Annotated in this window: 20 protein-coding genes; 7 read left to right on the top strand and 13 right to left on the bottom strand. The window is 38.8% G+C overall.

From position 1 onward, the window contains the following. The first annotated feature begins 319 nt into the window (after nt 1–319). Nucleotides 320–1732, top strand: a complete 1413-nt coding sequence (pykF, locus tag ACYUCW_RS11405) for a pyruvate kinase PykF (protein WP_004248168.1) — start codon at nt 320–322, stop codon at nt 1730–1732. A 114-nt stretch (nt 1733–1846) separates the two neighbouring features. On the opposite strand, the gene gadC is transcribed toward pykF, so the two are convergent. Both gadC and ACYUCW_RS11395 read right to left on the bottom strand, forming a co-directional pair. Further along, nucleotides 1847–3400, bottom strand: a complete 1554-nt coding sequence (gadC, locus tag ACYUCW_RS11400; protein WP_460408623.1) for a glutamate:gamma-aminobutyrate antiporter — start codon at nt 3398–3400, stop codon at nt 1847–1849. Between the two features lie 104 nt (nt 3401–3504). Beyond that, nucleotides 3505–4896: a glutamate decarboxylase gene (locus ACYUCW_RS11395; protein WP_049257228.1), complete on the bottom strand. Its 1392-nt coding sequence runs from the start codon at nt 4894–4896 to the stop codon at nt 3505–3507. A 403-nt stretch (nt 4897–5299) separates the two neighbouring features. Between ACYUCW_RS11395 and ACYUCW_RS11390 the strand changes: the two genes are divergently transcribed. Together ACYUCW_RS11390 and ACYUCW_RS11385 are read left to right on the top strand one after the other, a co-directional pair. Beyond that, nucleotides 5300–6352 carry a linear amide C-N hydrolase gene (locus tag ACYUCW_RS11390; RefSeq protein ID WP_460408621.1) on the top strand — a complete coding sequence of 351 codons (1053 nt, stop codon included), beginning with the start codon at nt 5300–5302 and terminating at the stop codon, nt 6350–6352. Nucleotides 6353–6627: 275 nt separating this feature from the next. Next, entirely contained in the window at nt 6628–6867 is a 240-nt protein-coding gene (locus ACYUCW_RS11385; protein WP_004248171.1) for an Lpp/OprI family alanine-zipper lipoprotein, read from the top strand. Between the two features lie 104 nt (nt 6868–6971). Here ACYUCW_RS11385 and ACYUCW_RS11380 read toward each other — a convergent pair whose 3' ends face one another. From ACYUCW_RS11380 to ydiJ, 10 genes are all read right to left on the bottom strand, one after another. Next, complete coding sequence (locus ACYUCW_RS11380) at nt 6972–7889, bottom strand: L,D-transpeptidase family protein (protein WP_004243156.1); 918 nt, start codon at nt 7887–7889, stop codon at nt 6972–6974. Nucleotides 7890–8006: 117 nt separating this feature from the next. Further along, nucleotides 8007–8435 (bottom strand): cysteine desulfuration protein SufE, encoded by a 429-nt coding sequence (gene sufE / locus ACYUCW_RS11375; protein ID WP_004243158.1) that lies wholly within the window; start codon nt 8433–8435, stop codon nt 8007–8009. Nucleotides 8436–8456: 21 nt separating this feature from the next. Continuing rightward, nucleotides 8457–9698, bottom strand: a complete 1242-nt coding sequence (sufS, locus tag ACYUCW_RS11370) for a cysteine desulfurase SufS (protein WP_004248175.1) — start codon at nt 9696–9698, stop codon at nt 8457–8459. A 6-nt stretch (nt 9699–9704) separates the two neighbouring features. Then, nucleotides 9705–11012 carry a Fe-S cluster assembly protein SufD gene (gene sufD, locus ACYUCW_RS11365; protein WP_004243162.1) on the bottom strand — a complete coding sequence of 436 codons (1308 nt, stop codon included), beginning with the start codon at nt 11010–11012 and terminating at the stop codon, nt 9705–9707. Then, a complete protein-coding gene (sufC, locus tag ACYUCW_RS11360) occupies nt 10987–11733 on the bottom strand; it encodes a Fe-S cluster assembly ATPase SufC (protein ID WP_460408619.1) in 747 nt (248 codons plus the stop codon). The genes sufD and sufC overlap by 26 nt, the downstream gene beginning before the upstream one ends. 44 nt (nt 11734–11777) lie before the next feature. After that, a complete protein-coding gene (gene sufB / locus ACYUCW_RS11355) occupies nt 11778–13274 on the bottom strand; it encodes a Fe-S cluster assembly protein SufB (protein ID WP_460408617.1) in 1497 nt (498 codons plus the stop codon). A 17-nt stretch (nt 13275–13291) separates the two neighbouring features. After that, entirely contained in the window at nt 13292–13660 is a 369-nt protein-coding gene (gene sufA, locus ACYUCW_RS11350; protein WP_004248176.1) for a Fe-S cluster assembly scaffold SufA, read from the bottom strand. A gap of 407 nt (nt 13661–14067) precedes the next feature. Further along, entirely contained in the window at nt 14068–14679 is a 612-nt protein-coding gene (locus tag ACYUCW_RS11345) for a hypothetical protein (RefSeq protein WP_004243168.1), read from the bottom strand. 150 nt (nt 14680–14829) lie between these two features. Beyond that, entirely contained in the window at nt 14830–15243 is a 414-nt protein-coding gene (locus tag ACYUCW_RS11340) for a hotdog fold thioesterase (RefSeq protein WP_004243169.1), read from the bottom strand. Next, nucleotides 15240–18296 (bottom strand): D-2-hydroxyglutarate dehydrogenase YdiJ, encoded by a 3057-nt coding sequence (ydiJ, locus tag ACYUCW_RS11335; RefSeq protein WP_087726519.1) that lies wholly within the window; start codon nt 18294–18296, stop codon nt 15240–15242. Before ydiJ ends, ACYUCW_RS11340 begins: the two co-directional genes overlap by 4 nt. A gap of 217 nt (nt 18297–18513) precedes the next feature. Between ydiJ and ydiK the strand changes: the two genes are divergently transcribed. Then, nucleotides 18514–19626, top strand: a complete 1113-nt coding sequence (ydiK, locus tag ACYUCW_RS11330) for an AI-2E family transporter YdiK (protein ID WP_004243171.1) — start codon at nt 18514–18516, stop codon at nt 19624–19626. 453 nt (nt 19627–20079) lie between these two features. Here the strand turns inward: ydiK and ppsA are convergent, their stop codons facing one another. Beyond that, nucleotides 20080–22455, bottom strand: coding sequence for a phosphoenolpyruvate synthase (ppsA, locus tag ACYUCW_RS11325; RefSeq protein ID WP_004243172.1), 2376 nt, complete (start codon nt 22453–22455; stop codon nt 20080–20082). Between the two features lie 218 nt (nt 22456–22673). Here ppsA and ppsR point away from each other — a divergent pair, with 218 nt between their 5' ends. The 3 genes from ppsR (at nt 22674) to hemP (ending at nt 25149) form a co-directional block, all read left to right on the top strand. Further along, a complete protein-coding gene (gene ppsR, locus ACYUCW_RS11320) occupies nt 22674–23540 on the top strand; it encodes a posphoenolpyruvate synthetase regulatory kinase/phosphorylase PpsR (RefSeq protein ID WP_460408614.1) in 867 nt (288 codons plus the stop codon). A gap of 120 nt (nt 23541–23660) precedes the next feature. Next, nucleotides 23661–24710: a 3-deoxy-7-phosphoheptulonate synthase gene (locus ACYUCW_RS11315; protein WP_004248179.1), complete on the top strand. Its 1050-nt coding sequence runs from the start codon at nt 23661–23663 to the stop codon at nt 24708–24710. Between the two features lie 214 nt (nt 24711–24924). Next, nucleotides 24925–25149: a hemin uptake protein HemP gene (gene hemP / locus ACYUCW_RS11310; RefSeq protein WP_004243175.1), complete on the top strand. Its 225-nt coding sequence runs from the start codon at nt 24925–24927 to the stop codon at nt 25147–25149. The last annotated feature ends 68 nt before the right edge of the window (nt 25150–25217 follow it).

Here is a 25217-nt window from a genome sequence, read left to right as displayed (position 1 = left end):
TTTCGATTTTCTTCATGGAAATTAACCTCTATAATACAAAACATAATTTTGTTGAAAGGTTTCAGCGTATTGATTTACAGGCATCTTTAGAAAACAGAACAAATGAATCATGATAGACTATAATGTAAGATGTCTAGCAATCTTTTATACAAAATAGTGACAAAATTTTTATCATGTTGTTGGAGCCACTCACATGTTGCGCAACTTATTAGCTAGAAATGAATGCACTTATCGTGTTTCGCACTGTTAAGATGATTGATATAACCCAACAACATTAATCCTTATTCATCCATTACAATAGAATCATTAATAGACTGCCATGAAAAAGACAAAAATTGTTTGCACCATCGGGCCAAAAACCGAATCTGAAGAAAAACTGACTCAATTACTGGACGCAGGCATGAACGTAATGCGTCTAAACTTCTCTCACGGTGACTATGAAGAGCATGGCAACCGTATCAAAAACCTGCGTAATGTCTGCGCAAAAACAGGCAAAAAAGCAGCCATTTTATTAGATACTAAAGGACCTGAGATCCGCACCATTAAATTAGAAGGTGGTAACGATGTCTCTTTAGTTGCAGGTCAGACTTTTACCTTTACAACAGATACTTCTGTTGTTGGTAATAAAGATCGCGTTGCGGTCACTTATGACGGTTTCGCAAGAGACTTAACTGTCGGCAATACCGTATTAGTCGATGACGGCCTTATCGGTATGAAAGTCATTAAAGTCACTGATACTGAAGTGGTATGTGAAGTACTCAACAACGGTGATTTAGGCGAAAATAAAGGCGTTAACTTACCAGGTGTTTCTATCGGCTTACCGGCATTAGCAGAAAAAGATAAACAAGATCTTATCTTTGGTTGCGAACAAGGCGTTGACTTTGTTGCCGCTTCTTTTATTCGTAAACGTTCAGATGTTGAAGAGATGCGTGCTCACTTAAAAGCACACGGTGGCGAAAACATCATGATCATCTCTAAAATTGAAAACCAAGAAGGTTTAAATAACTTTGACGAAATTTTAGAAGCTTCTGACGGTATCATGGTTGCACGTGGTGACTTAGGTGTTGAGATCCCTGTTGAAGAAGTTATCTTTGCACAAAAAATGATGATCGAAAAATGTAACGCTGCGCGTAAAGTGGTTATCACTGCAACACAGATGTTAGATTCCATGATCAAAAATCCACGCCCTACTCGTGCAGAAGCAGGTGACGTTGCCAATGCTATTTTAGATGGTACTGATGCTGTTATGCTATCCGGTGAAAGTGCGAAAGGTAAATATCCAGTAGAAGCTGTGACTATTATGGCGACTATCTGTGATCGTACTGATCGCATCATGAAATCACGTTTAGAGTCTTACCAATTAGGTGCTAAATTACGTGTAACAGAAGCTGTTTGTCGTGGTGCTGTAGAAATGGCGGAGAAATTAGATGCTCCTCTTATCGTTGTAGCAACTTATGGCGGTAAATCAGCGCGCTCTATCCGTAAATATTTCCCAACAGCGCCTATCTTAGCATTAACAAATAATGAAGAGACCGCACGCCAATTACTGTTAGTAAAAGGTGTGACAACACAATTAGTTAATAAAATTGCTTCTACTGATGACTTCTACCGTATCGGTAAAGATGCAGCATTATCAAGTGGCTTAGCCCATGCAGGTGATCGTGTTGTTATGGTTACAGGTGCACTGGTTGATAGTGGAACGACAAATACTTCATCAGTACACGTTCTGTAATACTCGATTATAGCTAATTTGTAATTAAAAAATTTAAGCCATCCGTTTTAACGGATGGCTTTTTTATCGCTACTTTTTTATAAAAAACATCTCATTGAACTACTGCCAAAGAGATTATTTCTGTTGCTGACTATCATGATCTGTTTTATCTATTGGCACTAAATAATGCGTTGAACGAGCACGAGGATGGATAAAAAAGTGTCCTTTCGGTGCATTATGACTCTTAATGTGGATCATCGATACATTGGCTTTATTGCCTTTGCGAGAGCACGCATAAATAATAAAAGGTAAAGCAAAAATAATAACAAAACTTACCACTAGCAATGAAACATACGTTGTATCACTGCTGCCACCGGGTAAAGAGCTAGGTGGGAAGAATGAAACAACAAAAGCTAAAATAGACACAATCAGACCGACAACGGCCACTAATAATTTAACACCTTTACCACCGGGAATATTAAATGCACGTTTTTTATCAGCTTGCTTGCAAACCAAATGCATATAGCCAATAAACAGCATAAAGTAGCTACATAGATAAATCACCACCGTCAGCGCTAAAGCAATAAGAAATGACATATTGCCCCCACCACCGGTGTTAGTCAGCACCACTATAGCAATAGTAGTAATAATTAGCTGAGTGATCACTAAAGCTACCGGTACACCATTTTTATTTACTTTAGTCAGTGTTGGCGGAAGAATACCTTGTTGTGCAGCCACAAACATTCCCCGTGAAGGCCCAACGATCCACGACGCAATTTCAGCCAAGACGCCAAGCAATAATAGTGCAGCAATAATTTTAACCGCCCAAACTAATCCGCTACTAAAATAGCTGACTAAAACACTAAAGGTTTCAACCACCCCCGCAGATAAGTTGATTTCGTTATGAGGGATCACTGCAGCAACAGATAAACCACCAATAGAGCTTAAGCATATTGCCACAATCATTAATAAAAACATGGCAAGTGGATAATCACGGCCCGGATTTTTCATTTCGTTGACGTGAGTGGCTGAGGCTTCAACGCCCATATAGCTTAAAATAAAGGCCACAAAAACCACTAAAGTACCAATCTGAGTAAAATCAGGGAAAAAGGTTTTGCTGCTGATTTCTATTGCTAAAGGCGCACCACTGACCAGATAACTAATAGCTAAAAGCACTAAAATAATTGCTGGTAATAATATCCCCGCGAAGAAACCTAATTTAGCAATAGTAGCCGTGTATTTAGTTCCGCCAAATTGAGTTAAAGCTAATCCCCATAAAATCACTAATGCGGCAATCGTTTTGGTGAGCGGATCGGTATTTAACTCAGGCCAATCAAGAATATAAGATAATGCTCCTAATACGAAATAAAGCATTGGAATAAAACCAATCGCTATTTGTAAATAACCAAAAGAGATCGCCGCAAATCCCCAGCGCTCCCCTAGCGTATTAGATACCCAAGCAAATACGCCCCCTTCTTGCCATCCTTCAACGGTTGCCATTTCAGCTGCACATAATGCAACAGGAATAAACCACAACAAACCGCCTAGTAATAAGAAAAAGACTAGACTAAAGCCGGAAGTTGCAAAAGTTGGATACTCATAGACCGCCATCACCATGGATGCAGTTATGGCAAAAAAACCTAATAACGTGAGCTGTTTTGAGGCAGAACTTGTTGCAGATGTCGCCATGCTCATTCTCCTACGTGTATACAATGAAATAATGGTGTGCAGATAATCAAGGCTGGAGAAAAAGAGTCTAATTCTCCAACCTATTACCAAATAAAAGAGCCTGTTTAGCTGTGGTTAAAGCCACCGCCGTCTTCTTCAGATAAAGGTGTGCTCACAGGATGTTTTTCGAAATAATCGAGAGTACGTTTCATATCTTCTATCAGTAATGTCGCCAAATCTAAACTCACACCATGACGAACAAGAATACGTTGAATAACTAAATCTTGGCGATCAGCAGGCATAGAATAAGCGGGTACTTGCCAGCCACGGCTACGCAATTTATCAGCGATGTCATATAAGGAGTAGCTTACCTTAGCCTCTTTTTTCAGTTTCCACGCTAATGCAGGTATTCCTTTTTGACTATCACCACTGAAGATCATTTCAAAAGGCCCTAGCTTTTCAATTTCTCGAGCAAGGTATTGCGCGGTGTGATAACAGGCATTGTGGATCTTCGCATACCCTTCTCTGCCAAGACGCAAGAAATTATAGTATTGAGCAATAATTTGCCCACCGGGACGTGAGAAATTAAGCGCAAAGGTTGGCATATTACCGCCAAGGTAGTTCACATTAAAAATAAGCTCTTCCGGTAAGTCTTTGGCTTCACGCCATACTACCCAACCAGAGCCCAATGGCGCTAAACCAAACTTATGGCCTGATGAGTTAATGGATTTAACACGCGGTAAACGGAAATCCCATTCTAAATCAGGTGCACAGAAAGGCGCTAAAAAGCCACCACTCGCACCATCGACATGAATAGGAATATCAAGTCCGGTCTCTTTTTGTAGTTGGTCGAGTGCATCATGTACCGCTTTTACTGGCTCATAAGTACAGGTGAAGGTCACCCCTAATGTTGGCACTACACCGATAGTATTTTCATCAACACGTTTAATGACCTCTTCAGGACTCATCATCAAGCGATCACCTTCAAGCGGGATCTCTCTGAGTTCAACGTCAAAATAACGGGCAAATTTATGCCAACAGACTTGAACTGGCCCACAAATAAGATTAGGTTTATCTGTCGCTTTTCCAGCAGCAAGACGTTTTTTACGCCATTGCCATTTTAATGCAAGTCCCCCCAGCATTGCCGCTTCAGAGGAGCCAATGGTTGAACAACCTAGGGTATTGAGTGGATCGGGTGAGTGCCATAAATCAGCAAGCATATGAACACAACGGTTTTCAATTTCTGCCGTTTGTGGATATTCATCTTTATCTATCATGTTCTTATCGATAGATAAATTCATCAAATCACGGATCTCATCATCTACCCAGGTTTGACAAAATGTGGCCAGATTTTGTCTTGAATTGCCATCTAGCATCAGCTCATCCCTTACAGCATCAAAAACATGACGAGGATGGCTCTCTTGTTGCGGAAAATGTGTTTTCGGTAAGGATTGTGATAAATCAAACGATGCATAAACATCATCGAGTGAGCTATAACTTGGAGTTTTTTTATTCATCTTGAAATTACCCTTACTAATTATTATTACATTAGTGACTAAATGATTTTAAATACCTACTTTAAAAGATAGTCTAATAATTCCAGTAATGAAAAATTTTTTATATTTTATGAAAACAATGAGATTATATTTATCAAATCAGCTTTAACACTCTACAAGAAATAGCAACCTATTGATTTTAAATAATATTAATAATATTCCACTTGCTTTTATGTTAATTTATTTATGTACATTTAGAATAAAATATTTGTACTATAATAAAACTTGAATTATGAGAAATAACCTTTATAGCATTAAGTAATAACACTTAATTTAAAATATAAATGTAAATAAAATTTTAAATCTAAGTTTTAAAATTAATAATTATTTAATTTAGATTTGATTTAATAAGGAACAAAAAAAGATGATAGAAAATAACCGACACCCCTTCGCTTGCACAACACTTGCGATTACTGACAAGAAAAAACGTGTTTATCATGGTCGGACAATGGAGTTTTCTTCTGATGAGCCAACGTCTATCTTAGCTTATTATCCACAAGGTCATACTTTTCAGCAAAATGCCCCTGATGGAACCCCCGGATTAAAGTACAGCGTTAAATATCCTTTTATGGCTATTACCGCTCCTATTAACTTATCGGGTACCAAAGATGTACTTGAAGGTGTAAATAGTCAGGGACTCTCTTTTAGCTTAAATATGCTACCTAACTCTAAGTTAGATGATCTCGATCCCCAATATTACGCAAGCTCTGTTCCTATTGCTGCTATTGGTGAGTGGGCATTAGGACGATATGCGACGGTTAAAGAGTTAAAAGAGATTATCCCCCAAACCCATTTTTGGTCACAAAAGCTATTATTGTTACGTAACTTACCAAGCCCTTTCCATTACGCATTTTATGATAAAACCGGTGATTGTATTGTTGTCGAAGTCTCTGATGGTAAATTACATATTTATGATAATCCTACCTATTGCATGACCAATGGCCCTATTTTCCCGTGGCATTTAACTAATTTAAACAACTACACTCATCTTTCTAATATCAACGTTTCCAGTAGCACATTAGGTCGTATTAAAATCAACCAACCTGATAGTGGTATTGCATTAGCAACATTACCTAGCTCAGATACTTCTGTAGATAGATTTATTCGTGCAGTTTATTATTCAACCTATTACCACAAAGTTTCTGATCCTGATAAACAGCTTATTGAGCTTGCCCATATCATGAATCGCTTCGATCGCCCTAAAGATGCAACCATTGATCCACTATTAGGTAATGATACGCTAACTAAACTTCATACTAGTGAATTTTCTGTCTGGACGGCGCTAACTGATTTAGAACGGGGGATCTTTTTCTTCAGAGGCTACAACAACTTAAACTTTCAAAAGTTCACACTTGAGTCATTTAAAAATGAAAGTAGCGCGGTTTTTATTAAGGTCAATTTGGAAGAGGCATTGTAAAATGCTTTAGATAGAAACTAGATTAGTTTAGCACGGAGAAAAATTTTTTATATCAGACTTTTACGAATAAAAATCTTTTGTGAAATAACACGCATTTTTTATACTGGTTATTTGCTTGTTGTAGGTTATTTTTCATATTGTCATATAAAGAGTAAGTAGTTATAGCTAGTTATAAATAAATTCTGTATTTTCTTATAACTGTGCCATACTTACTAGTGGCTTCATACAAAATGCTACTTGTTCCTTTAAACAAACTAATAATAGAGGTTGTCACAATGAAAGCAAAAATTGTACTAGGTGCGGTAATTCTGGCTTCAGGCCTATTAGCAGGTTGTTCTTCTAGCAACAACGCACAATTAGACCAAATCTCTTCTGATGTAAACCGTTTAAATACGCAAGTTCAACAACTAAGTAGTGATGTTCAATCAGCTAACGCTCAAGCAAAAGCCGCTTATGATGAAGCAGCGCGTGCTAATCAGCGTCTAGATAACCAAGTAACTACTTATAAAAAATAATTTGACTGACTAGTAAGCTGAAAAACGTTAAGTCAGCTTTAATTAATAATAAAAAGCAGATACCTATGAAGTATCTGCTTTTTTTCATTACTGAATATCAATCATCAATATGCGGTTACATCGACCGGTATACCTGAACGACGAATAATTTCTGCATCCACTTTTGCTTTATCCACTTTGCCACTTTCATACCAAGCCGTAAATTGTTTAGTAAACGTTAGGGGCATCGTCTGGGGATCGTCATCTTCATTTTGTGAGAGTGGTTGGTGCACTTCAATAAATTGCTTACCATCTGCAGTCTCAGTAAATTTAATCGGTTTATTGATCACTTGAACCCGACTGCCTTTGGGTACCACATTAAACAGTGTTTCAATATCATCAGGACGTAATCTAATACAGCCAGAACTCACTCTTAAGCCAATACCAAAATCGGCATTAGTACCATGAATAAGATACTCACCACGACTGTGCGCTAATCTTAACGCATATGCACCCATTGGATTATCTGGCCCTGCTGGTACCACTGCCGGTAATGTGATCCCCTTAGCCGCATAATTTTTACGAATATTGGCTGTCGGCGTCCAAGTCGGATCTTTAATCAATTGAGAAACAGATGTCACCATTTCAGGCGTTTCCCGCCCTAATTGGCCAATACCGATAGGATAGACATCAACGGTTCCCCCTTCTTTGGGATAGTAATAAAGGCGCAATTCTGCCAGATTAATGACAATACCTTTACGCACGGTATCAGGTAAGATCATCTGTAAGGGAATTTGTAGTGTTTTGCCCGCTTCGGGTAATAGAGGATCAATACCTGGGTTGGCTTCCATCATATTTAGCAAACCCACTTGATATTGTGCAGCGATCGTTTCTAAAGAACGTTTATCATCAGGAACGGTGTAAGAAACATTTTCCCCAATGATACGTGAACCATCCGTAGGTAGCAGGTATTCATGTGCATAAGTTAAGTGACTGCTCATCCCTAACAGCGATGCACCCAATAAGGTTAACCATTTCTTCATTGTTGATCCCGTGTGTTAGCAATAAAATAAACTGACTATTATCATGATAACATTCTCATCGTTATGATTATCATATAATAAGTCAGTTTAGAACATTAATATGGGATCGGGTAACATTTATGCTACAGTGTATTCCGAAAAGCGTTTCATTAACCGTGTTACCATAGCGTGTAGCCCTTGAGTACGAGATGGCGTCAAATGACTTTCCAGTGCTAATGTCGAGAAATAGTGGTTAACATCAGTGGCGAGAGCTTGCTCTACCGTTTTACCTTGAAAAAGAATAATCACTAATGCCACTAATCCTTTTACAATACCTGCATCGCTATCACCGGCTAAGATCAGCTGTTTATGCTCATCTAATTCAACCGCTATCCAGACTTGGCTCTGACAACCTTCAATAAAATTAGCCGCCGTTCTTTGTTCATCTGTTAATGGTGGTAAGCGTTCTCCTAGCTCCATCATATAGAGATAGCGTTGCTCCCAATCCTGACAACGAGAAAAATTGCGTAATAATTTTGCTTCATCAGGCAAAGCCGCAATTGCCATGAATAACCTCTTTTTTAATTGTTAGCCTAATAGTTTTTCAATGCGTAACAACGCATTAACCAGTGCATCAATATCCGCTTTATTATTGTACAATCCCAACGAAGCGCGACACATGGCAGGAACCTGATAATAGTCCATAATTGGCATCGCACAGTGATGACCCGTACGAATAGCAATACCATAGTTATCAAGAAAAGTTCCCACATCATAAGCGTGATGCTTACCTAAATTAAATGCTATCACACCTTGACGCGCTTCATTACCATAAAGCGTTAATGATTTTACTTTGGTTAATTGTTGTTGTGCATATTGCATTAAGCTATTTTCATATGCAGCAATCTTATCCATACCAAATTGAGCAAGATATTCCAAAGCTGCCCCTAAGCCAATGATACCGATAATATTAGGCGTTCCAGCTTCAAATCGCCACGGCGCATCTGCGTAGGTAATATCACCATTGATATGCACATGTTTTATCATAGCGCCACCCCCTTCCCATGGAGGTAATTCATCAAGTAGCGCTTTTTTGCCATATAGCAAGCCAATCCCTGTCGGACCATAAAGTTTATGGCCACTACATACAAAAAAATCACAATCTAACGCACTAACATTGATAGCTTGATGCATCGCACTTTGTGCCCCATCAACTAAAATATGTAACTCACCCCCTTGCTGAGCCGAATACTCTCTAGCTTGGCAAATAATTTCAGCAATAGGATTGACGGTTCCCAGTACATTAGACTGATGAGTGATCGCCAGTAACTTAGTTCTGTTATCAATTAATTGGGGTAATTGCGCTAAATCGAGTTGCCCATTAGCAAGCAGAGGAATAACACGGACATGAAAACCATACTGTTTTGCTAACATATACCACGGCACTATATTCGCGTGGTGTTCCATTTCAGTAATGATAATGTTATCACCATCATTTAGGAAACGATGGCTATAACTGTAAGCGACTAAATTGATCCCTTCTGTCGTTCCTTTTACAAAAACGATTTCTTCTTCACTCTTTGCACCTAAGAAATGTGCTGCTTGCTTACGAACATTCTCCACTAAGGTGGTGGCGTTTGCACTTAATGTGTGAATGCCGCGGTGAACCGCGGCATATTGTGTTAAGGCAAACTGTTTTTCACGCTCCATGACACAAGCGGGTTTTTGCGCACTTGCGGCACTGTCGAGATAGACTAAAGATTTTTCTTTCACCTGTTGGGAGAGAATAGGAAAGTCATCCCGCGCTTTTTCAATGGAATGTGTCATCATGCCTTTTTATACCTCTGATAAGCGTTGATTTATTCTCTCTAGAACATGAGTTTTGATCACACTATTTTCTAATGATTCTGTTAATTCGGCAGCAAATGCATGAATGATCATTTTGCGAGCTTCACTTAACGCAATACCTCGTGAACGTAGATAAAATAGTTGCTCATCATCAATACGCCCAACCGTTGCACCATGACTACATTTCACATCATCAGCATAGATCTCAAGTTGTGGCTTAGTATCAATTTGTGCTTTATCACCTAATAACAAGTTGTTATTGGTCATTTGACCATCTGTTTTCAGCGCTTGAGGGGTGACTGTGATCATGCCATTAAATACGGCTTTCCCTGCATCCATTGCAATACTTTTATGTAATTGACGGCTTAGGCAATTTTTCTCACCATGCACGAGCCAAGTACGAGTATCGGCAATTTCGTTCGCTTTGGGTAATACCACACTATTCATTGATAGCTCACTGTTCTCACCCGTCAGTGCAGCGCTAGTATGATGACGACTCAGTTTATTCCCCAACAAGAATGCATAACTATTAACACGAGCATCTCGTCCAATGCTTAAATCGTTATGGGCAAAATGTTGGCTAATGCCATTTTCAAAACCAAGTTTAATATGGTTGAACGAGGCATTATCACCAATAGTGGCGGTTAATCTCGCCCCGGTAAAATGACGGTTTTCACCATCACTACTAATATAGTGTTCAATCACTTGCATCTGAGCATTAGCGCCAACATCAAGATGGAAACGATAGTTAGCACTGTTAACTTCTTGCCCTGCATGACCTTGTGTAATATTAAGGATATAAAGCGGTTTATCAGCCACTACGCCTTTTTTCAAGGTAATGAATAGCGGCTGTTGCGCTAAACTTTCAACTAAATGCAAGAACACTTCACCATTAATGGCTTGCGGTAATTCACTTTGGTTATCCAGTAATGTCACTTGGTATGGACCAAAATCTTGACTACTTTCAGCCGGTGAAAATGCACCATTAACCATCACGATACGGTAGCAATCAAATGAGAGTGCCCGTTGCTCAATTAAATCTTGTACCTCAAAAGGTGGCAACATTTGATATTGCTGACTGAGCGTCTCATCTAATGGCGTATAATGCCAATCTTCGTGTCGATAAGCTGGAAAACCCACTTTTTCCACTTGTAGCCAGTGATTACGTGCATTTAAATTATCTTCCCCTTTACGCTGTTGATATAGCGCAGAGAATTGTTTTAATGCCTGTTGATTACGCTGTTCTACTTGATGCTGTTTTTCACGTTTCTCATTGAGGGTCAATAAGCCAGCCATAACCTTGTTCCTCCAATTTTTGTGCTAATGAAAAATCACCTGATTTAATGATTTTTCCTTGGTAAAGCACATGCACATAATCAGGTTTAATATAATCAAGGATACGTTGATAGTGAGTCACCACGATAAAGGCGCGTTTACCATCACGTAATCTATTGACACCATTAGCGACAATTTTTAGCGCATCGATATCGAGTCCTGAGTCGGTTTCATCTAAGATACACAGTTCAGGTTCAAGGGCAGCCATTTGCAAAATATCGTTACGTTTTTTCTCACCACCGGAAAAACCTACGTTAACAGAACGAGTTAACAAATCTTGAGGCATATCCAATAGTTTGATTTTATCTTCAATAAAATCTTCAAAATCAAAGCGATCTAACGGCTCTTGGCCTCGATATTCTCTTACCGCATTGACTGAGGATTGTAAGAAAAACTGGTTACTGACACCGGGGATCTCTACTGGGTATTGAAATGCCATAAAGATACCTTCACCCGCTCGCTCTTCAGGCTCTAATTCCAGTAGATCTTTGTTTTTAAAAGTCACACTACCTTCATCAACTTCATACTCTTCGCGACCTGCTAAGGTTGCGGATAATGTACTTTTACCTGAACCGTTTGGCCCCATGATAGCGTGCACTTCGCCGGCACGTACTTGCAAATCTAATCCTTTAAGAATTTCATTGCCTTCAACACTGACATGTAAATTTTTAATATCTAACATAATATATGCCTTCGGTATTTTTATACCCAGAATTTGGTTAATGGTTAACCAACGCTATGTTCTAAGCTGATTGCTAATAATTTTTGTGCTTCTACAGCAAATTCCAGCGGTAATTCTGAGAACACGTCCTTACAAAATCCATTGACAATCATTGAGATTGCATCGTCTTCACTTAATCCACGTTGACGGCAGTAAAATAACTGATCTTCACCAATACGTGACGTTGTCGCTTCATGCTCTAATTGTGCTGAGTTATTCATGACTTCAACATAAGGGAAGGTGTGAGCACCACACTCTGTGCCAATTAACATTGAGTCACATTGTGTGTAGTTACGTGCATTCTGCGCACCAGGTAACACTTTCACCAAACCGCGATAACTATTTTGACTTTTACCCGCAGAAATACCCTTAGAAATAATAGTTGATTTGGTATTTTTACCGATGTGGATCATCTTGGTTCCCGTGTCAGCTTGTTGGTTACCATTGGTCAGTGCCACTGAGAAAAATTCAGCCGTTGAATTATCTCCTTTTAAGATAACACTTGGGTATTTCCAAGTGATCGCTGAACCTGTTTCAGATTGAGTCCACGACATTTTAGCGTTCTCACCTTCACAAAGGGCACGCTTAGTGACGAAGTTAAGAATTCCGCCTTCGCTATCACCGCCAGAGAACCAGTTTTGTACCGTGGAATATTTCACTTCGGCATCTTTATGAATGATAACTTCAACAACGGCAGCATGCAGCTGATAGCTATCACGTACAGGTGCTGAACACCCTTCGATGTAACTGACGTAACTTCCTTCATCCGCAATTAAAATCGTACGTTCAAATTGGCCTGTTTGTGCCGCATTAATACGAAAATAGGTGGATAATTCCATAGGGCAGCGAACACCTTTAGGAATATAAACAAAGGTACCATCAGAAGCGACCGCCGCATTAAGTGCCGCAAAATAGTTATCGTGGCTAGAAACAACTGTACCTAAATATTGGCGTACTAATTCGGGATATTCTTGAATCGCTTCACCGAAGGAGCAGAAAATAACACCATGTTTAGCTAGCTCTTCACGATAAGTGGTAGAAACCGATACTGAGTCAAAAATAGCATCTACAGCCACTGACTGCCCTTCTCTTACTGGCACGCCTAACTGATTAAATGCGTCTTCAACTTCTTTAGTTAAATAATCTTGGGTTTCTTGTGTTGAGACAGCTTCATTGTTACCACTAGCACAACTGCCATTGGCACAACAAGCACCGCAAGATGGCGCTGAATAATAACTATAATCTTGATAATTCAGCGATGGATAATCTGCTTTTAGCCAATGAGGCTCTTCCATCTCTAGCCAATGACGATAAGCATCAAGACGAAACTCTAGCATCCACTCTGGCTCATTTCTTTTAGCTGAAATAGCTCGCACAACCGCTTCATTCAACCCTTTATCTAACGTATCGGTTGAGATATCGGTATAGAACCCTTCTTTATAGTGATAATCACTGAGCCAGCCTTGAACTTCATCACCAATTTCAACATTGCTCTGAGACATAATCTGACTTCACTATGTTATACCCCAAAGCTCTCACCACATCCGCAGACGTTCTGAGCTTTAGGATTATTAAATTTAAACATCTGATTAAGTCCTTCACGGACATAATCAACAACTAAACCATCAATGAATGGCATGGCTTTTAATGCAACGAATAACTTGGCACCATTATGTTCATAGACAAGATCGTCCTCTGAGGGGCCTGCAGCAAGCTCAATAACATAACCATAGCCCGTACAACCTGATGGCTTAATACTTAAGGAAAGTCCCTGACTTTCAGGGTTTTTCTCCACTAATTGGCAAATATGTTTCGCTGCACTATCAGTCAGCACAATGCCTTGCCAAGCAGTATCATTTAGAGAAAAAGTTTCAACATTGTTTGTCATTACTGACCTCATTTCGAAAGGAGATTAATATCTTTCCTGACTCTAATGGTAATGATAACCCTTATCACTTCAACCCTGTCTTTTGAAAGGATATTATAAAATCGTTTAAAAATTGCTCTTTTTTTGCTTTTTAATTGTTAAATATAGCGCTTAATAAATTGAAATGTAACAATTTTTATCTTTTTTCATTACAAAAATAAAACTTTTTTAAATTCCTTTATTTCGCACAATACGCATAAAAGTTGCAAAGCAAATACATTTTATACCTTTGTCACTGAAATGTAGAGAAAAAGCATAAAAAATCAACAATTGATAATCGCAAAATATTTTCTTTTTATGCTTATACTGATAGGTAAGATAGCACCACTTTTGTGATAACTTCTTATTGTATTGTGTGCTTTTATGACTTATTGATTGATACTAATTGAGTTCACATACCTATTAGTGCAATCAATAACTTCTTGATTATTATTACTTTTATTTTCAGCAATAAATTGTAATTGCCATACACGATTTGTGTTAGTATCCGCAATTAATACCCCTTCATAGCTCACTTTCTGATTAGACAACTTTCCTTCAAAGAAAATTTGTCGAGCTGGCATTTCTGACACTGTGAAAGGCTTTATTGTTGTTGAAGTTTCTTTCATGCCATCAATAGTGGAAATATTATCAACGATACCCTGTGCTCCTGAATCAATATCATAGCTCATCATATCGTCAAGTTTAAAATAAACTAAACGAACTTCTGATAACTGGCATACTGGTTTGGCTTGATAAACTAACATCTGTGATGTGACATCTTGGACATGATCAGGTAATAATTGAAAATAGTGTTCTGTATCATCTCTATTTAATGAGAATGAAGTTGGATACGCGATATTAAACCCCGACATAGTACGTACAGGATAATTTATTATCTCTTCACTCTTATTGTGAGTTGATTCGTTATCACATGCTGTAAGTAATAAACTACCGATTAAAATAAAAACGCTTTTATAATTTAGAATGGTTGATGTCATTTTTTCTTACTATTAATAATAATGAAGATAATAATTATCATTAAAATTTAAACTTAAATAAAGATAATTTTTTCACATGACCTCATTTCAATAAATAAAAAACGCCTAAAGTGAAATAATAACCTTAGGCGTTTATTATTGATTAACGAATTAAACAATAACCGCAGTTGTTAAACGTGAAATACAGACTTTACGGTCAGCGTCATCAAAAATTTCTATTGACCATACTTGATGTGTACGACCTAAATGAATAGGTTTACAGACACCTTTTACAACCCCTTCTTTTACTGCTCGCATATGGTTGGCATTGATTTCTAAACCCACCACTTTTTGTTCACCTTCTGTGCATAAATAGCCAGCAATTGACCCTAAGGTTTCAGCTAATACCACAGAGGCGCCACCATGTAATAAACCAAAAGGCTGTTTAGTACGCTGATCTACTGGCATGGTGCCTTCAAGATAGTCCTCACCCAGTGCGGTGAGTTCTATACCAAGGTGCCCCACCATATTATTTGGGCTAATATGATTAAGTTGTCCTAATGTTGTTTTTCGTTTCCATATCATTGCATAATCTCCAAAAGCGCCTGTAGTGGATGTTTTAACTCAATATTATCAATACGTTTTACTTGGCTACGACAAGAATATCCGGTACTCAAGCAACGTGCTGTAGGGAGTGTTTTCAATGCATTTCCCCATGACAGTTGATAAATTCCCAATGAATTTTTATAGTTATTCACTTCATGCCCATAAGTGCCCGCCATACCACAGCACCCCGTAGTTACCACTTCAAGTGGTTGACCATAACGTTGGAATATCGCTTGCCACTGTTGCATACTTTGCGGTAATGCCGTTGACTCAGTACAATGACTAAAAAGATACCATTTTTCAGCATCTTCGCAGATCTCAATCGGCTCACTGACTAACTGATTTAGCCACTCATGAACCAGTTGAACCTTAAAGTTACCGCGTTTATCCCCTAATATCTCCCGATATTCATCGCGGTAGCAAAGGACTAAAGCGGGGTCGACTCCTACCATCGGAATGGACAACTGTGCAACTCGATTAAGCATCGTTGCTGTTTTTTGTGCAGTTTTACTAAATTGCTGTAAAAAGCCCTTAATATGCTGTGCTTTTCCGTTAGGTGAAAAAGGTAATAGCACAGGTTTAAAACCAATTTTTTCAATCAACTTAATAAAGTCAGCAACCACTTTGGCATCGTAATAACTGGTAAATGGATCTTGTACCACGATAACATAATGGCTTCGTTGCTTTTCTGATAACTGCTCTAACTCTTCCAAGGTCATCGCTAATGCGCTATGTCCAGCTAACTGCTGCTTTAATGTCGGAGATGACAATAGAGGCAGATCTACCATACCAATAGTACGTTTACTCAACGATTGCACCAATGGTTGCTTAATAAAGAAATTAAACAGACTTGGTATTTTTGCCATTAACGGTGTGGTGAGTTCGACATTTGCCACAATATGATCTTTTAGCGGACGTAGATAGCGTTGATGATATAACTGAGTAAATTTGGCTCTAAATGATGGCACGTCAATTTTAATCGGGCATTGTGTAGAGCACGCTTTACAAGCTAAACAACCATTCATTGCTATTTTTACCTCATGAGAGAAATCATATTCTCCACGTTTAGCTTTCCATGTATTGCGTGTTTTTTCAATCAATCCCCGTAAGCTAGGTTTGTTATTTGTAAGACTTGTTTCTAACTGCTGAGGGCTTACTCCTTGCTCTGTAAGTAGACGTAACCACTCTCTGACTAATGTCGCTCTGCCTTTAGGTGAATGAATACGTTGTCCAGTTATTTTCATAGAAGGACACATTGGACTTTTAACATCAAAGTTGAAACATAATCCATTACCATTACACTCTAATGCACCGCGAAAATCTTCGCGAACCGATACAGGAATGGTGCGATCAAATGTGCCACGTTTAATAGCATCGACCTGTTTCATTGGCGCCTCAACCTCGAGAGGAGGACATATTTTCCCTGGGTTAAGTCTATTTCGAGGATCGAACACCGTTTTTATTTGACGTAATTCGTGATAAAGGGTTTCGCCAAAGAATTCTGGACTATATTGCGCTCTAAAGCCTTTTCCATGCTCCCCCCATAGTAAGCCACCATATTTCGCCGTTAATGCAACAATCTCATCAGAAATGGTTTTCATGAGTTGTTCTTGTTGCGGATCACACATATCTAAAGCAGGTCTCACATGCAATACGCCAGCATCAACATGACCAAACATACCGTAATTGAGCTGATAACTATCAAGTAATGCCCTAAATTCAGTAATATAATCCGCTAAATGCTCTGGTGGCACACAGGTATCTTCAACAAAAGGAATGGGTTTAGCATGCCCTTTAGCATTACCTAATAGCCCTACTGCTTTTTTACGCATGGCATAAATACGGTTAATATCGGCGAGGTTATCACAAACCTGATAACCGATAACGCCCCCTTCGCCATTATTCATCAGCTTATCTAAGCGCTGACATAAATCTTCCACTTGTGAGGCAATCAGTGTTTTATCATCGCCGGCAAACTCAACAATATTTAGCCCTTGCATATCTTTATCGGGCACATCCGTAATCAATGCATTAACGGAATGCCAGACAATATCTTCTCGAGCAAGGTTTAATACTTTGGAGTCAACAGTTTCAACAGAAAGCGCCTTTGCTTTTACTAAAAACGGCGCGTTACGCAATGCGGAATCAAATGAGTCATACTTCACATTCACTAAACTGCGCTGCTTTGGAATGGGGGTAATATCGAGTGTTGCCTCGGTAATAAAGGCCAAAGTCCCTTCTGAGCCGGTTAGAATACGCGTAAGATCAAAATGCTTCATGTCATCGCTAAACACATGGCGTAAATCATAGCCCGTTAAAAAGCGATTCAGTTTAGGGAATTTTTCGAGAATAAGCTGACGTTGTGCTTTGCAACGGGATAATACCGTTTGATATATCCGACCAACAGCAGAATCTTCTTTCGCAATAGTTTCAGCTAAAGCGCTGTCCATCGCGCGAGTTTCAAGCAATTCTCCGCCTAGCAAAACGGCTCTGACGCCTAATACATGATCGGAGGTTTTGCCATATACCATAGAGCCTTGCCCTGAAGCATCGGTATTGATCATTCCCCCTAATGTCGCACGATTACTGGTAGACAGTTCTGGCGCAAAAAAGAAACCATAGGGTTTTAAAAACAGATTAAGTTCATCTTTTATCACACCGGCTTCTACCTTTACCCATCGCTGTTCTGGGTTTATCTCAATAATACGTTTCATATAACGAGATAAATCCACCACGATACCCTCGGTTAACGCTTGACCATTAGTGCCGGTTCCGCCACCTCTTGGTGTCAAAGAGAGGGAATGAAAACGAGGCTCATCCACTAAACGTGCTACAATAGTCACATCCGCTGTAGAACGAGGAAAAATAACCGCCTGTGGTAGCAACTGATAAATACTGTTATCTGTTGCCATAGTGAGTCTATCGGCATAAGTGCTCGATATATCACCTGTAAAACCATTTTGTCGGAGTGTATTTAAAAATTCGGTTGTGAGTTCACTGACTTGCGGTGCTTGCGATATACGTGGGATCATTTGTTATAGCTCTTTAATCTAATTTATCCACATTGCTTTATTAAAACTATCTCAATGTATGCCAAGAGGTGCAATAATTTGAATTTGCACTTTCAGACCGATACCTGTTCACCTTATCATACAATTCTGGCAAATTGCGTAGTGACATAAACAACATGATATTTGCCATGTTTATTCATCTGCTTTTAGCATTTTATTCGTGTAGGGATTTAAAATCATGGAAAAACCGCAGATCCATACAGATATACCCAAAATTTTATTCACCGTTCTTTTTATTTCTTTTTTTATTATCGGTAGTTTTTGGATCCTGAATCCTTTTATCGTTGGTTTTATTTGGGCTGGCATGATAGTGGTTGCCACTTGGCCTTTACTCATTATTTTAGAAAAACGAGTAAAATATCGCTGGCTATCAACCATGATCATGATGATTTTAATATTACTGATTTTCGTCATTCCGATTATTTTGTTAATTAGTAGTGTTATTGACAACAGTGCTCCATTGATTGAACTAGCAAAATCACCTTCAGATATTCAACCACCACAACTGCTATGGTTGAAAGAGATCCCCATGGTTGGTAATACGCTCTATGAAACTTGGCACTCTATTCTCGTTTCTGGTGGTAATGCCTTAATGGCGAAGATCCAACCCTATATTGGACAAGCAGCAAATTGGTTCTTTGCACAAGCCTTAAATATTGGCCGTTTTGCGCTTCACTTAGTTGTCATGTTACTTTTTTCAGGATTACTCTTTTTACAAGGTGAAAATGTTGTTGCTTGGTTACGCCATTTTGCTGTGCGTCTTGCCGGACAACGGGGTGATGCAGCCATTTTATTAGCCTCCATGTCAATTCGCGCAGTGGCGCTGGGTGTGGTGTTAACTGCGCTGATCCAAGCCGTTATTGGTGGTATTGGCTTAGGTATTTCGGGTGTGCCTTATGCCACAGTGTTAACGGTATTGATGTTTATTTGCTGCCTTGCGCAATTAGGACCTTTGTTCGTTCTGGTTCCTTCTATTTTATGGCTATTTTGGACCGGTGATACTACATGGGGTATCGTCATGATCATTTGGGGTGGGATTGTGGCGACGATGGATGGTGTACTACGTCCATTCCTCATCAAAATGGGAGCTGACCTACCTATGGTACTGATTTTGACCGGTGTTATCGGTGGTATTTTAACACTCGGTATGATTGGTCTGTTTATTGGCCCTGTTGTATTAGCCGTAGCACACAGTTTATTGAATGCGTGGATCAATGAAGTTCCTAAACCCGATCCAGATTTAACAGAAACTGTAGAATTTATGAATAAAAACTTTATAGAAAAAGAGTAAATAATATAAAAGCATGTAAGTATCAACACTTACATGCTTTATAAGTATTACTTAAAACTTTAATAAAGATTATCAATTTATGAGTATTTTATTATTTTTATATCTTGAAATTTACAATTTGAAACAATTCTTATTTTTTTAAACCTGTTTGCTACCAGCGAGTTATATTCACTTCTTAATATCCTAATATTTTTTTGATTGAGATAATTCTTAGAGAATAATTAACTCATTTCTCTTAATATAAATCTCATCGAAACGAATGTTTCATTTAATTAATGGTTTTGCCTATTTTATTAATAGATTAAAAGGCGAGACCAAAGTATATAAAATATTGCTGTGTGTAGTCTTTGCCTGTCAGCCCATGATAGGCTTTTTTTTTATCTATTATTTATAAATAGTATAAAAAAAGCTCACATTATTTTGTGAGCTTTTAATTATTCAATAATAATATAATTATTGTTGTGCTAATTTCACCCAGGTTTTAATAACGGTATCTGGGTTTAAAGATAAGCTATCAATACCCTCTTCCATTAACCATTGTGCAAAATCTTCATGGTCAGAAGGGCCCTGTCCGCAGATCCCGACATATTTACCTTGACGTTTCGCTGATTGAATTGCCATAGATAATAGCGCTTTTACCGCATCATTACGTTCATCAAACAGTGATGAGACGACACCAGAATCACGATCTAAGCCCAATGTTAACTGAGTCATATCATTAGAGCCGATAGAGAAACCATCAAAATGAGCCAAGAATTGATCGGCTAATAAAGCATTGGATGGAATTTCACACATCATAATCACTTTTAAGCCATTCTCACCACGTTTTAAACCATTACGTGCTAACTCATCTATCACTTCTTCTGCTTGGCGCACCGTACGTACAAATGGGATCATCACTTCCACGTTAGTTAATCCCATCTCATTACGCACACGTTTCACTGCTTCACACTCGAGTGCAAAACAACGACGGAAATCATCCGATACGTAACGACCCGCACCACGGAAACCTAACATAGGGTTTTCTTCATCAGGCTCATAGCGATCGCCACCGACTAAGTTTGCATACTCATTTGATTTAAAATCAGACAAGCGAACAATGACACGTTTTGGCCAGAATGCTGCAGCGAGTGTTGCGATACCTTCGGTTAATTTACCAATATAATATTCAACAGGTGATGCATAACCCGCCATCATTTCATCAATTTCAGCTTTTAGTGCATCTGTTTGATCTTCGTATTCGAGTAAAGCGCGAGGATGCACACCAATCATACGGTTGATAATAAACTCTAAACGCGCAAGGCCTACCCCATCATTTGGTAACCCAGCAAAGTCAAAGGCGCGATCAGGATTACCGACGTTCATCATGATTTTTAAGCCAAGTTCTGGCATGTTATCGATTGCGGAGCTTTGAATAGAAAAATCGAGTTTCCCATCATAAACAAATCCGGTATCCCCTTCAGCACAAGAGACGGTGACCACTTGCCCTTCGCTAATACACTCCGTCGCATCGCCACAACCTACCACTGCTGGAATACCTAATTCACGAGCAATAATTGCCGCATGACATGTTCTTCCACCACGATTAGTCACAATCGCAGAGGCTTTTTTCATGATAGGCTCCCAATCAGGATCTGTCATATCGGTGACCAACACATCACCCGCCTCTATTCTATCCATCTCACTTAAGTTATGGATAACCTTAACCGTACCACTACCAATACGATGACCAATTGCACGACCTTCTACAATCACAGTGCCTGTTTCATTTAACTGATAGCGTTCCATAACTTGTTGGTTAGAACGAACTGTTTCTGGACGCGCTTGAACAATATATAGACGACCATTATGACCATCTTTAGCCCACTCGATATCCATTGGACGTCCATAATGTTGTTCAATCAATACCGCTTGTTTTGCTAGCTCTTGCACTTCATCATCAGTTAAAGAGAAACGATTGCGCAATGCTTCTGGCGTATCTTCAATACGGACTTGTTTACCATGCTCAATGCTATCGGCATAAACCATTTGGATCTTTTTAGAGCCTAGGTTACGGCGCACAATTGCCGGTAAACCTTTCGCCAAAGTTGGTTTATGAACATAGAATTCATCTGGGTTAACCGCCCCCTGAACCACCATTTCCCCTAAACCATAAGCAGAGGTAATAAAGACTACTTGATCAAAGCCTGATTCAGTATCAATAGTAAACATCACCCCTGATGAAGCTAAATCAGAGCGAACCATACGTTGGACACCTGCAGATAAAGCAACACCGCGGTGATCGTAGCCTTGGTGAACACGATAAGAGATTGCGCGATCATTAAACAGTGAAGCAAACACATGTTTAATCGCAACTAAAATTGCATCGATACCTTGAACGTTTAAAAATGTCTCTTGTTGGCCGGCAAAAGAAGCATCAGGCATATCTTCAGCGGTTGCTGATGATCGTACTGCAAATGAGGCTTCAGATTCACCTTCACTTAAGGTCTGATAAGCATCACGAATATCTTTCTCAAACTGAGGGGTAAAAGGTGTATCAATCACCCATTGGCGAATTTGGTTACCCGCTTGTGCTAATTGATTAACATCATCAACATCAATACTATCGAGTAGCTCATAAATACGCTGATTAATACCACTTTGTTCCAGAAAATCATTAAACGCTTGCGCTGTGGTGGCAAATCCATTAGGAACAGACACACCCAGTTCCGCAAGATTAGTGATCATTTCACCGAGGGAAGCATTTTTCCCACCAACACGATCAACGTCATTCATACCCAATTGGTTATACCAAAGTACATTGCACGGGGTGAGGCTATTGCTGGACATTGAGAACAATCCTTTTTTAAACAAATGAGAGAGAGAAAAAAAAGAAAAACCCGCTGTCAAAACGACAACATAAATAAGCCTATCACAATGTTATGGAGAATATAGAAAGGTGAATCGATCAACCAGAAAACTTTATTTTTTTATCCTTTATAATCACTAAAAATACTATAGATAATATTGTCTGAATTGCTAATTCAGCTAAAAAAAAGGTGAGAGGAATGATATTAAGTTTGAATTCAATTAACTGTGATAATAATGAACTTGTTGATAGAACTGTTTTTTTTATCTCTGACGGCACCGCTATTACCGCAGAAGTCTTAGGCCATGCGGTACTCTCACAATTCCCATTAAAAATGAAAAGCTATACCTTACCTTTTGTATCTTCTGTAGAAAGAGCGGAAGAAATAAAAAATAAGATTAATGAAATTTATAAAAAAAGTGGCGCCAAGCCTCTGGTTTTCTACTCTATTATTAGTCCTGACGTAAAACGAATAATAAATAGTAGTGAAGGATTCTGTCAGGATATTGTGCAGTCATTAGTTCTCCCCTTAGAAAAAGAAATTGGCGTTCAAGCGCTACCTCAATTAAATAAAACGCACGGTTTAACAGAAAAAAATCTCAGCAAATATGATGCTCGAATTGCTGCTATTGAATACACTTTATCTCATGATGATGGGATCTCTTTACGCAATCTCGACCAAGCGCAAGTGATCTTAATCGGTGTCTCACGCTGCGGTAAAACCCCTACCAGTTTATATTTAGCGATGCAATTTGGCATTCAAGCGGCTAATTACCCTTTTACTGCTGATGATATGGATTTTTTAAAATTGCCTCCTGAATTAAAAGAGTATCAACATAAATTGTTTGGCTTAACCATTGCCCCAGAACGCCTTGCCGCTATCCGTAGCGAACGTCGTGAAAACAGTCGTTATGCATCTATTCGTCAATGTCGTATTGAATTAGCGGAAGTTGAAGCGCTATTTAGGAAAAATAACATTCCTTACCTAAATACGACAAACTACTCTGTTGAAGAAATTTCCACTAAGGTAATTGATTCTATGGGATTAGCCAGAAGAATGCTCTAGAGACAGTAAGTCATTTTTTATTTATTTTTCACCAATAACAGTGTTGAAATTAGCTGAATTTCGTTTATTGTGATCTTAATCACTGGGTAGGCTTACCCTGTATTTTTATTGAGATAAATTATGTTAAAAACAGACGAATTACGGACAAAGGCTTTAGCCAGCCTAGTAACGCCGGAAACGTTAGCTAATGAGTTACCCATCTCACAAGAGATTATCAGTAATATCACTTCTGCCCGTCAACGCATTGAAGCTATTCTCACTGGTGAAGATAAACGACTATTAGTTATTATTGGCCCTTGCTCTATACATGATCCCAAGGCGGCTAAAGAGTACGCAACAAAACTAAATCAACAAAAAGCGCGTTTTCATGACCGTCTAGAAATCGTGATGAGAACCTATTTTGAAAAACCGCGTACCGTTATTGGTTGGAAAGGCCTTATTTCTGATCCTTTCCTTGATAACTCTTGTAATGTTAATGAAGGCATTCGTATCGCAAGGAAACTGCTAATTGAGATCAACGCATTAGGACTCCCCACAGCCACTGAATTTCTTGATATGGTCACGGGGCAATATATTGCAGATTTAATCAGTTGGGGGGCTATCGGGGCAAGAACAACAGAGAGTCAAGTTCACCGTGAAATGGCCTCCGCCCTCTCTTGCCCTGTAGGATTTAAAAATGGCACTGACGGTAATATACGCATTGCGATAGATGCCATTCGTGCCGCTCGTGCTAGTCACACCTTTTTATCACCTGATAAAACGGGACGTATGACAATTTACCAAACCAGCGGGAATCCCTACGGTCATATTATTATGCGTGGCGGTAAAAAGCCTAATTATCATGCCAGTGATGTAGCAGATGCTGTTGATGCACTGAAACAACTTGATTTACCTGAACACTTGGTCATCGATTTTAGCCATGGTAATTGTGAAAAAATTCATCGTCGCCAACTTGAAGTTGCACGCAATGTCGCTCAACAAATTACGGATGGTTCACAAGCTATTGTCGGTGTTATGGCAGAAAGCTTTTTACAAGAGGGATCACAGAAAGTCACAGCAGATAAGGGGCTGACCTATGGACAATCTATCACTGATCCTTGTCTCAGTTGGGAAGATACCGAACAATTACTGGAATTATTAGCTCAAGCGGTTGAAAGTCGATTTAAATAATATCGCCAAAAAGGAGAGTGTTACCTCTCCTTTTTAACTTACACAAAAAGTCGTTATCCATCTTCATTAAGATTAAGCTTTATCTTCTCCCACGCTAATCAACTGTATGATTTTTATTCTAACACCCTATTTTTGTTGTTCTTTTGTTACTAATCATCTTAAATTTAGACGTTTACGTTAAAAAAAGCTTGTCTAAAATATTCTGATAACGATAATGATTATCATAATCATAACCTCTATCAGTATTGCTATTGAAATGAATAAAAATGTTCATAATTTAAACGATTCATCGATAACACGTGAAACAAGCTCCCCAGTCATTCAATCTATAAATAGCATAGAATTACTGGGTAAATCGGGCGTGGTTTATATTCAACATAACGGAGAGTTGTATCAGTTACGCCAAACAAAAACAGGAAAACTTATCCTAACAAAATAATTATTTAATCCCTTTTCGCAAGCCACCTATTTTGCTAGGCAGCCAGCTAATTCACTCCATATACAAGG

The organism is Proteus sp. MB838 (assembly GCF_054767435.1).
Note: the sequence above shows the minus strand (reverse complement) of the source record. Positions and strands in the feature narration are given on the sequence as shown.

Coding starts and splice junctions, on each gene's coding strand:
- ppsR (WP_460408614.1), top strand. CDS start 22,674: ATGATATTAAGTTTGAATTCAATTAACTGTGATAATAATGAACTTGTT.
- ACYUCW_RS11380 (WP_004243156.1), bottom strand. CDS start 7,889: ATGAAGAAATGGTTAACCTTATTGGGTGCATCGCTGTTAGGGATGAGC.
- sufA (WP_004248176.1), bottom strand. CDS start 13,660: ATGACAAACAATGTTGAAACTTTTTCTCTAAATGATACTGCTTGGCAA.
- ACYUCW_RS11395 (WP_049257228.1), bottom strand. CDS start 4,896: ATGAATAAAAAAACTCCAAGTTATAGCTCACTCGATGATGTTTATGCA.
- gadC (WP_460408623.1), bottom strand. CDS start 3,400: ATGGCGACATCTGCAACAAGTTCTGCCTCAAAACAGCTCACGTTATTA.
- ACYUCW_RS11345 (WP_004243168.1), bottom strand. CDS start 14,679: ATGACATCAACCATTCTAAATTATAAAAGCGTTTTTATTTTAATCGGT.
- ACYUCW_RS11315 (WP_004248179.1), top strand. CDS start 23,661: ATGTTAAAAACAGACGAATTACGGACAAAGGCTTTAGCCAGCCTAGTA.
- ydiK (WP_004243171.1), top strand. CDS start 18,514: ATGGAAAAACCGCAGATCCATACAGATATACCCAAAATTTTATTCACC.
- hemP (WP_004243175.1), top strand. CDS start 24,925: ATGATTATCATAATCATAACCTCTATCAGTATTGCTATTGAAATGAAT.
- ACYUCW_RS11385 (WP_004248171.1), top strand. CDS start 6,628: ATGAAAGCAAAAATTGTACTAGGTGCGGTAATTCTGGCTTCAGGCCTA.
- ACYUCW_RS11390 (WP_460408621.1), top strand. CDS start 5,300: ATGATAGAAAATAACCGACACCCCTTCGCTTGCACAACACTTGCGATT.
- sufC (WP_460408619.1), bottom strand. CDS start 11,733: ATGTTAGATATTAAAAATTTACATGTCAGTGTTGAAGGCAATGAAATT.
- sufD (WP_004243162.1), bottom strand. CDS start 11,012: ATGGCTGGCTTATTGACCCTCAATGAGAAACGTGAAAAACAGCATCAA.
- sufE (WP_004243158.1), bottom strand. CDS start 8,435: ATGGCAATTGCGGCTTTGCCTGATGAAGCAAAATTATTACGCAATTTT.
- ppsA (WP_004243172.1), bottom strand. CDS start 22,455: ATGTCCAGCAATAGCCTCACCCCGTGCAATGTACTTTGGTATAACCAA.
- sufB (WP_460408617.1), bottom strand. CDS start 13,274: ATGTCTCAGAGCAATGTTGAAATTGGTGATGAAGTTCAAGGCTGGCTC.
- sufS (WP_004248175.1), bottom strand. CDS start 9,698: ATGATGACACATTCCATTGAAAAAGCGCGGGATGACTTTCCTATTCTC.
- ACYUCW_RS11340 (WP_004243169.1), bottom strand. CDS start 15,243: ATGATATGGAAACGAAAAACAACATTAGGACAACTTAATCATATTAGC.
- pykF (WP_004248168.1), top strand. CDS start 320: ATGAAAAAGACAAAAATTGTTTGCACCATCGGGCCAAAAACCGAATCT.
- ydiJ (WP_087726519.1), bottom strand. CDS start 18,296: ATGATCCCACGTATATCGCAAGCACCGCAAGTCAGTGAACTCACAACC.